This window comes from Rosenbergiella australiborealis (assembly GCF_018494035.1).
Lineage (GTDB): Bacteria > Pseudomonadota > Gammaproteobacteria > Enterobacterales > Enterobacteriaceae > Rosenbergiella > Rosenbergiella australiborealis.
In genome coordinates this window covers 1-12826 of sequence record NZ_JABBFO010000012.1, presented here as the reverse complement: position 1 = coordinate 12826, position 12826 = coordinate 1, and the positions used below count along the sequence as shown (strand labels likewise).

Below are 12826 nucleotides of genomic sequence, written 5' to 3'. Positions count from 1 at the left end.
CCTGACTGCTACCAGCCATCAAGCTGGTAGCATAAACCGCTTATACTGCTTTCCACTCTTTCTCTACGTCTTGGAGTGTCTTAGACAATATAACTTTATTGTCTTCGACATTGGTGACCCAAGACAGTGGGATGAGATGATGACTTCCATCGGCATTGGGCGCTTTTTTGACTAATTTGATTTGATCTTCACTTTCAAAGTGATCGACAACACCTACAAAATCACCATTTTTATCGACTACTTCTGCATGATCTAAAATTTGAGCTTTAGTTACCATTTAAGAGTCCTCGTTATTTTCAAGAGAAATTTTTGATACTTAAGAAGTGTAGCCCATATTTATTCAGGGAAATAAAAAACCACTAAAATAATTTAATTTTAAATTAACTTTAATAAATTTATTTTTCTGCTATGAACAGAAAATAAATATTATTTTTAATTTATAATAAAATGTTTTTCTTTGTTATTTGTAATTATTTTGTTGCTGGTAAGTGAAATATCGATTATAAAAAATCAGTGACTAGCCCTTCGATAGAAAAATAAGTAACTCAGTAGATTATTAATAAAACTCTCTATCATTATTTATTAATTTTCTATATTGATTAACCTTCTATTTTTGGGAGATGGTTGTTACTGGGCGATACAACGATCGAGGAAAAATTATAGGTGGTAGTCATCGACCTTCATGGTGACAAATCGTTTCGCCTCTCTGATTAAAATCCCGGTAATAAAAAAGGCCACGTGGATAATGGATAACCACCGTGGCCCTGAGTAAATATTTTAACTAATTAGTGACTATTTAGCATCTGGTAAAGCGTAAGCAACCACATAATCACCTTGCGGTGTACCCATGAAATGGTGTCCTCCCGCCATAATAATCAGGTATTGCTTGCCATTGTACTCATAAGTCATAGGCGTTGCTTGGCCACCTGCTGGCAGTACATCACTCCAGACTGTTTTACCCGTATTAACATCTATTGCACGGATCAAGTTATCTGTCGCTGCGGCAATAAAGGTGAGGCCGCTAGCTGTAGAAATGCTACCACCATTGCTTGGAACACCGAATTCAAACGGCATACCGGTTGGCAGACCAAATGGACCATTTGCTCTCGCGGTACCCAGTGGTTTTTGCCATAGAACTTTCTTGGTATGCATATTGATTGCGGTGATCATGCCGTAAGGAGGTTCATTACACAGTACGCCAGTGAAACCATTGTCGAACGCTTTCACAGAAATTGCATACGGAGCACCGACTTGAGCACCAGGACCTTCAGCACCACCACCACCAGGCTTCCAAGTTGGATCATCAAAAGCTTTCAATCCTAACGCATCACCTTCTTTACGAGAAAGTAATTGGTTATACATCGGCACTGAGTTCCAGTTAGAAATCAGAATACCGGTTTGTGGATTGTATGACAGGCTACCCCAGTCAATGCCACCATTGTTACCTGGATATTCGATCCACGGCTGACGTAACGTTGGGTTAGTAAATTCACCATCGTAACGAGCCTGACGGAACTTGATCCGGCAATACAGTTGATCAAGAGGTGTTAAGCCCCACATTTTCTTCTCAGTAAGATCAGGGAAGCCCATACGAGGCATATCCACAGACCAAGGCTGAGTCGCTGTGCGAACATCATCTTTGATTTCGTTATAAGTTGGTGCTGGCTTTTCTTCTACCTTCGACAGTGGTTTCCCCGTTCTTCTATCAAGAACAAAGAGCTGTCCACGTTTTGTTGGGATAATTAATGCAGGAATTGTATTACCTTGGCCATCCGGCATATCAAACAGTGTTGCCTGAGAACCGATATCGTAATCCCATACATCTTTATGAACGGTTTGGAATACCCAACGCGGTTTACCCGTATTAACATCTAATGCAACCACTGCGGAAGAGACGGCATTTTCTTCTGGGGAACGTAATGCACTGTAATAATCGACAGCAGCGTTACCCGTTGGAACATAAACAAGTCCTAACTTATCATCGCCCGTCATTACTGCCCAAGAGTTTGGCGTACCACGACTGTACGTTTCTCCTTTCGGTGGAAGACCGGTACGGTCAGGACGTTTAACATCCCATGCCCATAATAACTGACCATTTTCTGCACTGTAACCACGAATCACACCTGATGGGGCATCACGACGCTGTCCATCAAGCACTTCTTGGTTAGTCACAATCACGCCGTTGATGATCGGTGGTGGAGAGGCTTCAGCGACCATACCTGCGACCGCACGTCCCATCCCTTCCAACAGATCAGCTTGACCATTTTGACCAAAATCTTTACACAGTTGTCCGGTTTCAGCGTCAACAGCAATCAAACGCCAACGGCCATCATTAATGGTTGATTCGATGATACGCGTATGACATGACTGATTTTCAGGAATAGTCTTTGAAACGTAATAGTCAACACCACGACAAGTTGCAGCAAAACGTACATTTTTCCATTCGATACCAGAATGGTAGCGCCAAACTTCTTTACCCGTAGCAGGATCAAGACGCATCATGTCATTCGTTGCCGAACACAGATAAACCGCATTACCCACTTTAAGTGGCGTTGTTTCGGCTCCCCGTACATTGACGGTACCTTCCGGCGTAAGAGCGCCCGTCCGGTAGACCCAGGCTTTCTTGAGTTGATCAACGTTTGAAGGGTTGATCTGCGTTAAAGGGGAAAAACGCGTGGCATTCGAGTCACGACCGTAAACGCCCCAGTCGCCATCTTTCATATCACCGGCAGTCGTTAAGGACTTATCCGCAGGCACGAGAGGGGTTTGCGGAACCGCTTCGGTGACTGGCGTGACATTATGAGGAACAAATGCAATCCCCATCGCAATGGCAAAAATAAGAATGCTGACCAAAGACCAGCCTACATAAAGACTTTTTCTAGCTTTTGAATTAACAACTGGAACACAGAGGGCGACAAGCAGCATAAGCACCGTTAAGACACCGAGTCTCGGTACCCATGCCCAAAAACGCAATCCAGCTTCCCATGAAGTCCAGATAACCGTCAGGATATACAGGAGAATGAAAAGTTTGAAACTTTGAGGATTTTTTTTGAATAACTGAATTGAAATGACGACTAGCGCAATACCCGCTAGTAAGTAATACCAAGACCCTCCTAGATAAGCTAAATACACTCCGCCCACGGCCATAGAAAGGCCGAAGAGGAAGAGAATAATTGAGATTATCTTTAGATAGAGGGCACCTACTTTCCCATCACACATAGATTTTGCCATGACTTAACTGTCCTGATAGTTATGAAAACACTATTCGCCGTTACGTTAGATACCTAAAAATTGATCGAACGCTGAATTAAAGATTGCGATCATAACCATATATTCATTCACTTGAAAGTGATTTCATGGCGAAAAAATTTTTACATAAAAATATAAAAAACAAGTAAATCAATAACTTATATAAAATACATGTTAATGGTTTTTGTTAAAAAATGCTATATACAAGTAAATTGATTGTTTTAATATGTTAATTAAGACAGAAAGCAATCGAATTCAGCTCACATAATGAACAAAAAAAACCTAGGTCTCAGTCAAAATTTTACAAAATAAAAACAATAATTACGTATAGAGTTCGTCATTGACGAACTTTTGTAATTTTTATTACAGATAGGTTGCAAGAAATGAGATCAGCGACAATCATTTACTTTCGATTCATCACTTTCAACCCATAAATGAAAGTTAAGTATTAAGACCACGCCCCCCCGTATTTTAGGGTGCCAAATCCGATAGAAAAGATTATGCGTACGTCATAAACGAGCATTGAAAGGGAGCATTCTCGTTATCTAGGTATAGATGGGGAGAAAATCTAGTGCTGGTTCAATAGGACAGTATCTACCGGATGATTTTACTTGATACAGACCCAAGGCTTCGTGAAGTCAGCCGACGCAATAGTCACACTTTCATACACTGAAAATATCAGGCGACTGATCGGACTGCAGGAAGAACAGAAAAGAGAGGAATACATACTCATGCAATCAATGTCTCGGAGGGTTCATGACCGAAAATCAAAAAATTCATAGAGGGATTTGGGCACTCGCGGTAACCGCTTTTGCTATAGGAGTAGCTGAATTTATTGTTGTCGGTGTACTCCCCTCGATATCGAGAGAGCTTGATATTTCTCTTGCAACAGCTGGCAGTTTAGTCGGTTACTATGCATTAGCGCTTGCAATCGGTACGCCAATTGCCGTGCTTTTCCTATCACGCATGCCGGCAAAACCAGTGTTAATCGGGTTAATTGCCCTTTTTATCATAGGGAATCTTATCTCCGCCACGGCAGCAAACTATCCTATGTTGCTATTGGGACGAATGATTACCGCGGTGGCTCATGGGACAATCTTTGCAATAGGGGCAACGGTAGCCTCGCGCTTATCTGCTCCCGGGAAAGCAGGAAAATCTATTGCAATGATGTTTGCTGGCCTGACTCTCGCAATGGTAGTGGGTGTTCCATTGGGGAGTTTTATTGGTAATCAATTTAACTGGCGCTTCCCATTCTGGGCTGTGACCTTGTTGGCTGTGCTGGGATTGATCGCAACAAAAATATTAGTCCCTTCAATGGCGAAAAACGAAGCCCAGAATCTGTCAACTCAATTGTCAGCATTAAAGAAAAAACCAATCATCTTTATGATGTTAGTAACGGTATTGGGGTTTGGGGCAAGTTTTAGCGTCTTCACGTACATTACGCCAATTCTTACTGATATTACAGGCTTCTCTCAAAATACAGCCAGTGGATTACTGATTGTATTTGGTATTGCTACCTTTGTGGGAAATTTCTATGGTGGCCATTTATCCGTTAAAATTGGTTGGCATAAATCACTAACATTATTGTTAATTTCCTTATTGTTCATTATGGGATTAATTGCGGTCACCATGAGCATGAAGATCCCTATGCTTATACTACTCTTCGCTTGGGGTGTTATTGCATTTGGAATATCCCCTTCATTACAAGCAGGAATGTTAGATACCGCTGATGCTTTTGCACCTAAATCCGTAGACTTTTCGTCTGCCCTGAATATCTCAGCATTTAATTTAGGGATTACTATCGGTGAAGCATCAGGGAGTTTATTTGTCACACACCATCATATGGAATTAACTGCTTGGGTCAGCGTATTGATTGCGTTACTCGCACAAATTCCACTTATTTTACTGAAGAATCATTTCAAAAATAACTAAAGAGGAATCGTTATGTCACATGTTAATCTTATTGTTGCAGTACAAATTAAATTAAAAAATAAGCAAGCGGTCATCGATGCTATTAAAGAAATGCAAGGGCCGAGTCAAGCGGAAGAAGGTTGTATTAAATATGACTACGCAATTTCAAGTAATGAACTATCCAAAATTTTCTTAATGGAAATTTGGAAGGACAGAACAGTATTTGAAGCACATAAAAAAACTAAACACTTCATCGATGGCAATATCAAACTTGCCCAGTTATGTGAAAACGTAACACTACACGAAGTAGAATGGAACGTTGACTAACGACTATCAGGGCGCCTAGCGCCCTATTCTTATGACAAATAAAGATAAAACCATTCGCTCTATCGAAAAAGCGATGATCCTGTTAGAACTTATCGCCGCAGAAGGTGGAAGCCTTAGGCTTCAAGATATGGTTAATTTAACAGGAATCAGTAAAAGCACCCTTCACGGCATACTCAGTACACTGGTCACCTTAGGTTACATTGAGCGTCGGGGGACGAACTATACATTAGGACTGAGACTAAAAGATCTTACTCGTTCTTTACTTAATAAAGAAGAGCAACAAAGACAGCTACTTTCAGAGACTCTGCATAAGATGGCAACACTAAGTGAAGAATCCTGCTACCTAGCCGTGGCCTGTGGTTTAAGAGAATACAGTTATATCGATGCTATCGAAAAGGACACTGACGGAAACTCTGCTTATCGACAAGGTAAAAAAGAAGCGCTCACAGTCTCCGCTATTGGAAAAGTATTGCTCGCCTTCGACAAACACCTTGTACGTCCTCTACGGTTATCAGGAAATATGACGGAAAATCTAGAAGCCGAATTAAAAAAAATCCATCTCGACGGTTATGCTATTGAGCTGGCCACGACAATATCTGGCTTTAATTGTTTAGCTTTGCCTTTGCTAAAGAAAGGGAAAATTATAGCGGTAATAGGCGTTTGTGGCCCGAGAAACAGGCTAACGCTAGAAAAAATGATTGATTTAAAGCGGCTATTTTCTTTGGGCTAATGGGAAAAATATTTACATTAACTTACAAGACGAGTTTCACTCAATTTTTTTTAATGTTTCGATCGAAATTCTTTTTAAAGAGAGAAGCCGAATACTACGATAATATCATCATCTTTTTCGGTCATTATTGACTTGAATACCAGTGCAGTATCTCTCTTTCTCTTCATGCCAGTGCTTAACTATTTTAAAAAGCTAAAGATCAATGACCCTGGGTTAAAAACACTAATCGTTAACTATATTTATATGTTACTGGGACTGTTAATTCGTGTTATCGGTCATTTTTATTGCACTGATGTTTACCGCAAAAAATCTCAGTGAATGTGTGAGCTGTATCACTTCCTGAATGTTTCGCATTTGTTAACATCCTCAACATTAAAATTACAAACAAAGCCGCTATCGCCTTCGTTTGAAGTGAAAATTAATTTATCTCGGAGTAACTGTTATGAGCGATTTTACATCAACTGAACTGCCAGAGAACCACAAAGCTAACATCAAATTGATGAAGCAACAACTGCGTCAACAAATTGGCGATGTTGAAGGTCTTTTTGAGAAAGTGAAAGCGAAAATCCGCCAATCTATTGCTTCAGCAAAAGAAGATGAAGCCAAATACGGAAGTGCATGGCCGGAAGTAGATTGGAAGGATATTGCAGAAAACAAAGTTTCGCCTGAAGTTATCGCGTTAATCAAACGCCGCGGCTGCTTGGTTGTCCGTCAAAACTTTCCACGTGATCAAACCATTGCTTGGGACAAATCAATGCTTGATTACCTCGACCTGAATGACTTTGATGCCCAATATAAAGGTCCTGGTGATACCTTTTTTGGTAGCTTAGAGGCCTCTCGCCCTGAGATCTATCCTATTTACTGGTCTCATGCTCAGATGGAAGCCCGTCAAAGCGAAGCGATGGCTTCTACTCAATCCTTTCTTAATCGCTTATGGAAATTTGATTCCAATGGCGTTAAGTGGTTCGATCCCGACGTAAATATTATTTACCCTGACCGAATTCGCCGCCGCTTACCGGGCACCACTTCTAAAGGCCTTGGCGCGCACACTGATTCAGGCGCTCTTGAACGCTGGTTACTGCCTGCTTATCAAAAGATTTTCCATAATATCTTTAACAATCAATTCGATAAATATGATCCTTGGGATGCGGCCTATCGTAGTGAAGTTAACGAATATACCGTTGATAACACAACAAAATGTTCAGCATTTAGAACATTCCAAGGGTGGACTGCACTGTCTGATATGGAAGTCGGCCAGGGGGTATTACATGTTGTTCCAGTTCCAGAAGCAATGGCCTATATTCTATTACGTCCTTTACTTAATGACGTGCCTGAAGATGAGCTTTGCGGCGTAGCACCAGGAAAGGTACTGCCTATTTCTGAGAAATGGCATCCAGATTTGATAGAAGGCCTCTGCTCTATTCCTTCTCTACAAGCTGGGGATTCTGTTTGGTGGCATTGCGATGTCATTCACTCTGTTGCCCCTGTAGAAGATCAAAAAGGATGGGGAAATGTTATGTATATTCCAGCAGCACCGTTATGTGATAAAAATCTTGCCTATGCAAGAAAAGTCGCGAAATCTTTAGATGAAGGTTCTTCCCCTCAGGATTTCCCGCGTGAAGATTACGAAAAAAATTGGCAATCACGCTTTACGACTCAAGATCTCAATGAGATCGGTAAAAAGAGTCTTGGTATTGCTTAAAAACGTTAACAATTTTGCCCTGTCCTAATAGGGACGGGGCAACTGTTTGTTACTATCGGATATGATAACATCCCCAGTCTCTTATTTAACAAGCCGTATCATCCATGAACAATAGACATGAAAAAATCATTCAGTTAGTGAATGATAGGGGTAGCATCACTGTGAATGAGCTATCTCAAGTAACGGGTGTTTCTGAAGTGACCATTCGTCAAGATCTGAACATTCTTGACCGGGGAGGATATGTAAAACGTATTCATGGATCTGCAGTAGCACCTGAAAGTGATGATGTGAGTTCACGCATGCGTACACGATACGCGGTCAAACAATCACTGGCCGAATTTGCTGCTTCGCAAATTTCTGAAGGAGAATCCGTTTTTATTGAAGGTGGAAGCACCAATGCCCTGCTTGCAAGAACCCTGTCTTCTCGTTCTGACTTAACTATTATTACAGTTAGTCATTATATTGCTCATCTTTTAAGAGATTCAAAGTGCGAAGTCGTCATTTTAGGCGGGCAATTTCAAAAATGCAGTGAATCTGTTGTCGGTCCTCTCACCCGATACTGTGTGCAACAACTTCATTTCCACAAGGCTTTTATTGGCGTGGATGGCTGGCATCCGGAGACTGGGTTTACAGGGAGAGATATGCTGCGTTGTGATGTAGTCAATACGGTTATGGGTAAGGCAACCCATACTGTTGCACTGACTGACTCATCGAAATTTGGTCTAGTGCATCCTTACCCACTATCGATGGAGCATAAGTTCAAACAAGTGATAACCGACGATGGACTTTCTATTGAAACAAGAGAAGCATTAGTTAACGAAAATATACAAGTAGAACTCGTCGAACGCCCTCGTTAATCACTATTTAGCGGGGGATTTTTTACGGCGTTAAAAACCTGAATCCATTATGATGCATTACTGTTAATTTCATTCAAATTAAATATACGCCATTGGATGAAATATTATATTCTACATTATCGCATTCAACAGATGGTGCGCTAAACACCACCAATATTTGTACGTATTTCAATATTTTTCAGGAGAGTTAGCATGCCTACTCAGGGTACAAACTATACGCGGTCACTGACCATACTGACTGCCCTTTTTTTTATGTGGGGGCTAATTACTTCATTAAATGATATTCTGGTACCCCATCTAAAAGCGCTTTTCGAGTTAAGCTACTTCCAAGCCTCACTCGTTCAATTCTGCTTTTTCTTCGCGTACTTTGTGATGTCTTACCCAGCCGGTAAAATCGTTGCTAAACTCGGATATAAAGTAGGCATCATTTTAGGGCTTTTGATTGCTGCGATTGGATGCATCTTATTTTATCCCTCTGCCGCTATGCGCTCTTATCCGCTATTCCTTTTATCATTATTTATTCTGGCATCAGGCCTTACCTTATTGCAGGTCGCCGCCAACCCCTATGTTAACTCCCTCGGAAGCCCTGAAACCGCTGCAAGTCGTTTGAATTTGACGCAAGCATTTAACTCTTTAGGAACGACTATCGGACCGGTTATCGGTAGCCTGTTTATTTTGTCTGCTACGATTCTCAGCGCATCCGAGCAGTCGGCGTTATCACCTGAACAACTGCATTCCTACCATGCGACTGAAGCGGCGTCGGTACAATCCCCTTACCTAGTATTGACTCTTGCGTTAGTCGTGATTGCGGTCATTATCTTTTTTAGCAAACTCCCAAAAGTTGAAAGCGAAGTTGAGACGGCATCAACGGTAAAACAAAGTCTTTTTGTTCATCGCCATCTTATCTTGGGGGTAGTTGGTATTTTTGCGTATGTTGGAGCTGAAGTTTCCATCGGTTCATACCTCATTAGCTTTATGCAAAGTCCTGATGTTGCAGGTCTCACTGCAGCCAGTGCCAGTAAACATCTTGCTCTTTACTGGGGCGGTGCAATGATTGGTCGCTTTGCGGGTAGTTTCATAATGAGAAAAATTAAGCCAAATAAACTCCTGACGTTTAATGCGATTATCATTGCCCTACTCCTAATCTCGGCAATCGTTTTTGCAGGATCTTGGGGAATGTGGGCTGTGCTCGCAATTGGGCTTTTCAACTCAATCATGTTTCCAACCATCTTCTCGCTTGCTCTGGAAAAAATGGGGAACTTGTCTGGCCAAGCATCTGGACTTCTCTGTATGGGTATTGTCGGAGGCGCCATCATTCCGGTTATACAAGCGTTCTTTGCTGACCATTTCGCACTATTAATTTCCTTCTTAGTACCGGTCGTCTGTTACCTCTATATCGCTTGGTACGGCTTTAAAGGCTATAAGCCAGAAAATAGCTGATCGCTAACCTATCGCTTTGACTAGAAAAAGCGGGCTACGATAAGTGGCCCGCTTTTTTTATCCTGACGAAAAAAACCGCGAAAACAGATAACTGGTCACGGTTTTTTTACTCGAAAGATTTCAATACTAGAGTTCGAGTTCTTTCAGTGTCTCTTCAGGTAATGCTAGATCATCATTACGATTAACACGCACATCATGAGAAATAATATGACGAGCGATATCCTGTGCCTCAGTTAATGAGTGCATTTCGTAAGTTCCGCATTGGTATTCGTTAAGTTCAGGGATTTTTTTCTGATCCTGTACTTTTAGAACATCTTCCATTGCTGCTTTCCACGCCGTCGCAACTCGCTGCTCTTCAGGCGAGCCAATTAAACTCATATAAAAACCGGTACGGCAGCCCATCGGTGAAATATCAATAATTTCTACACCATTACCATTAAGATGATTACGCATAAAACCAGCAAAAAGGTGCTCAAGAGTGTGGATACCCCGTTCAGGCATCACTTCCTTGTTTGGAATACAAAAGCGAAGATCGAATACAGTGATGGTATCGCCATGCGGAGTATTCATGGTTTTAGCTACACGAACTGCTGGCGCAGCCATGCGCGTGTGGTCTACTGTAAAGCTATCCAATAACGGCATATTTCACCTCATTAAAAAAAATTTTGGGTTTGATGAACTTTTCACAATGGATGACGTCTTATTCTATGAAAGACGCGCAATTGTTATCATCATCCTGACAACTAAGATGTTATTCGGCCACAATGACGTGGCCATTTTTCTTTTCTACTTAACCATTCCGAGAAGCTAAATACTCTTCAAAGCTGAGAGTATCGGCTGCCTCTATATTCTGCTGTTCTGCGAAGGATTCCGCCGCTTTCTCAACAAAAATATCCTCTGTCAAAATTTCTAGCGGTTCTTGTAACAGCGATTGACGATAGTTCTCTGCCAACGTCACGCCGCTTCCGATAAAACCTTCTTGTTTTATGATATTGAGGATTTTACCTGAATAAGTCAGTTCTGGATCTGAAATCATGTTACGCAGCTGACGGCAAGTGCTCTGATATGGGCCATCCGAATTGTGATCTAAAATTTCCGCAATAGACGCGAGTCCATCAAAAAGAACCGATGCAGCGTCTTTCAATGAATAGTCGCGCTGTCCGCATTCGCCTTTTAATCTAAGACCGGGTTTACGGCCCTGCATAATAACCGTATTCCAATTACTCTTAACAAAATGTAATTGCTCTTGGTCCATCGGCGGCGACTCTATTAATGCACACCAAATCAGGAACGTATCGAGGAATCGAACTTGCTCTTCACTAATACCCGTAGCTGAAAACGGATTAATATCGAGAGAGCGAACTTCGATATATTCAATTCCCCCACGCTTCAATGCATCAGAAGGGGCTTCCCCGCGACGAATTACACGTTTAGGCCGAATAGGGGCATAGAGCTCATTTTCTATCTGTAGCACATTGGTATTGAGCTGAATGCGCTGCTGTTGTGCGTCAAATAGCCCCATTTTTTCATAATCTGCGGAAGGCGTGGCAATCGCTTGTTTTAATCCTGCCACATATTCTTCCAGGGAATTAAATGAAATTGCTAATCCGCTTTGTGATTTATTGGTATAACCAAGATCACTTAATCGTAAGGATGTGGCATAAGGGAACCAGCGCGCACCTTGGCCATCACTTTCCATCGTGTCGACAACGGGATTATGACCTAGAAAACTTTCACAAACAGCGGGTGACGCACCAAATAAATAGGGAATAATCCAGCCATAGCGGTAATAATTTCGGATTAAATGTAGATAACCGTCGGAGGCAATATCTTGTAAAGGACGAGTATCATTATTTGCTAAAGCTTTTGCTTCCCAGAAAGCGGTCGGCAGCGAGAAGTTATAATGAATACCCGAAATAACCTGCATCAATGAGCCATAGCGATGCTTTAGCCCTTGACGATAGATATGCTTCATTTGGCCTAAATTAGACTTACCATAATCCGCTAAGGCAATGGTTTCCGTATCAGTGATGTTCCCCGGGATACTAAAGGGCCAAAGTCGCTCGTCGCCAAGATTTTTGATGACATAACGGTGAAGGTCTCGCAGGAAAGTAAGAAGATGGGGAATATCACGATCAACTGGCGTGACAAATTCCATTAGCGATTCCGCGAAATCAGTAATAATCCAATCGTGGGTCAGTGCTGATCCTAGCGCGGTAGGATGGCCTTGTTCAGATAATGAGCCATCAGCCCGTATACGCAGAGATTCACGTTCAATTCCTCGCCCAATCCCGCTTAAGAGCTGTGGCTGCTGTTGTAGCCAGCGTAACGCGTTAGTAACATCAGGTAACACTGACACCTCCCTTGATGAAAGTCTTTTTAATTCAATAATGAGTCTAACTGTACTCTAGCCGATTGTTAGTCAGTTGTCGCGGGCATGAGTAAACCTTAGATGCTATGGCACTAAAAAGCTATGTTAACGCAGAACAATTGAATTATTTAATAAAGATTATAGATTTAGGGAAGAAAAATGTATGGTGCATCCGGGAGGATTCGAACCTCCGACCGCTCGGTTCGTAGCCGAGTACTCTATCCAGCTGAGCTACGGAT

Annotated in this window: 10 protein-coding genes; 6 read left to right on the top strand and 4 right to left on the bottom strand. The window is 41.8% G+C overall.

Features of this window, described 5'->3' with window-relative positions; genetic code table 11:
- Positions 1 to 40: 40 nt before the first annotated feature.
- Both HGT73_RS11760 and HGT73_RS11755 read right to left on the bottom strand, forming a co-directional pair.
- On the bottom strand, positions 41 to 277 hold the full coding sequence (locus HGT73_RS11760) for a DUF2171 domain-containing protein (RefSeq protein ID WP_214215271.1): 237 nt from the start codon (positions 275 to 277) through the stop codon (positions 41 to 43).
- A gap of 515 nt (positions 278 to 792) precedes the next feature.
- Positions 793 to 3231: a membrane-bound PQQ-dependent dehydrogenase, glucose/quinate/shikimate family gene (locus tag HGT73_RS11755; protein WP_241607824.1), complete on the bottom strand. Its 2439-nt coding sequence runs from the start codon at positions 3229 to 3231 to the stop codon at positions 793 to 795.
- Positions 3232 to 4005: 774 nt separating this feature from the next.
- Between HGT73_RS11755 and HGT73_RS11750 the strand changes: the two genes are divergently transcribed.
- The 6 genes from HGT73_RS11750 (at position 4006) to fucP (ending at position 10216) form a co-directional block, all read left to right on the top strand.
- Positions 4006 to 5181 carry an MFS transporter gene (locus HGT73_RS11750; protein WP_214215270.1) on the top strand — a complete coding sequence of 392 codons (1176 nt, stop codon included), beginning with the start codon at positions 4006 to 4008 and terminating at the stop codon, positions 5179 to 5181.
- A 12-nt stretch (positions 5182 to 5193) separates the two neighbouring features.
- A complete protein-coding gene (locus HGT73_RS11745; RefSeq protein WP_214215269.1) occupies positions 5194 to 5487 on the top strand; it encodes a putative quinol monooxygenase in 294 nt (97 codons plus the stop codon).
- A 31-nt stretch (positions 5488 to 5518) separates the two neighbouring features.
- A complete protein-coding gene (locus HGT73_RS11740; RefSeq protein ID WP_214215268.1) occupies positions 5519 to 6217 on the top strand; it encodes an IclR family transcriptional regulator in 699 nt (232 codons plus the stop codon).
- A 442-nt stretch (positions 6218 to 6659) separates the two neighbouring features.
- Positions 6660 to 7919: a DUF1479 domain-containing protein gene (locus tag HGT73_RS11735; RefSeq protein ID WP_214215267.1), complete on the top strand. Its 1260-nt coding sequence runs from the start codon at positions 6660 to 6662 to the stop codon at positions 7917 to 7919.
- 104 nt (positions 7920 to 8023) lie between these two features.
- Positions 8024 to 8776, top strand: a complete 753-nt coding sequence (locus HGT73_RS11730) for a DeoR/GlpR family DNA-binding transcription regulator (RefSeq protein WP_214215266.1) — start codon at positions 8024 to 8026, stop codon at positions 8774 to 8776.
- Between the two features lie 192 nt (positions 8777 to 8968).
- Positions 8969 to 10216, top strand: coding sequence for an L-fucose:H+ symporter permease (fucP, locus tag HGT73_RS11725; RefSeq protein WP_214215265.1), 1248 nt, complete (start codon positions 8969 to 8971; stop codon positions 10214 to 10216).
- A 126-nt stretch (positions 10217 to 10342) separates the two neighbouring features.
- On the opposite strand, the gene luxS is transcribed toward fucP, so the two are convergent.
- Both luxS and gshA read right to left on the bottom strand, forming a co-directional pair.
- A complete protein-coding gene (gene luxS / locus HGT73_RS11720; RefSeq protein WP_214215263.1) occupies positions 10343 to 10858 on the bottom strand; it encodes an S-ribosylhomocysteine lyase in 516 nt (171 codons plus the stop codon).
- 148 nt (positions 10859 to 11006) lie between these two features.
- The gene (gene gshA / locus HGT73_RS11715; protein WP_214215261.1) at positions 11007 to 12569 is read right to left on the bottom strand and encodes a glutamate--cysteine ligase; all 1563 of its coding nucleotides are present in this window, start codon (positions 12567 to 12569) and stop codon (positions 11007 to 11009) included.
- Between the last annotated feature and the right edge of the window lie 257 nt (positions 12570 to 12826).

Bases quoted from the DNA above. Each gene is read 5' to 3' on its own strand.
- HGT73_RS11760 (WP_214215271.1), bottom strand. From the start codon at position 277: ATGGTAACTAAAGCTCAAATTTTAGATCATGCAGAAGTAGTCGATAAA.
- HGT73_RS11755 (WP_241607824.1), bottom strand. From the start codon at position 3,231: ATGGCAAAATCTATGTGTGATGGGAAAGTAGGTGCCCTCTATCTAAAG.
- HGT73_RS11750 (WP_214215270.1), top strand. From the start codon at position 4,006: ATGACCGAAAATCAAAAAATTCATAGAGGGATTTGGGCACTCGCGGTA.
- HGT73_RS11745 (WP_214215269.1), top strand. From the start codon at position 5,194: ATGTCACATGTTAATCTTATTGTTGCAGTACAAATTAAATTAAAAAAT.
- HGT73_RS11740 (WP_214215268.1), top strand. From the start codon at position 5,519: ATGACAAATAAAGATAAAACCATTCGCTCTATCGAAAAAGCGATGATC.
- HGT73_RS11735 (WP_214215267.1), top strand. From the start codon at position 6,660: ATGAGCGATTTTACATCAACTGAACTGCCAGAGAACCACAAAGCTAAC.
- HGT73_RS11730 (WP_214215266.1), top strand. From the start codon at position 8,024: ATGAACAATAGACATGAAAAAATCATTCAGTTAGTGAATGATAGGGGT.
- fucP (WP_214215265.1), top strand. From the start codon at position 8,969: ATGCCTACTCAGGGTACAAACTATACGCGGTCACTGACCATACTGACT.
- luxS (WP_214215263.1), bottom strand. From the start codon at position 10,858: ATGCCGTTATTGGATAGCTTTACAGTAGACCACACGCGCATGGCTGCG.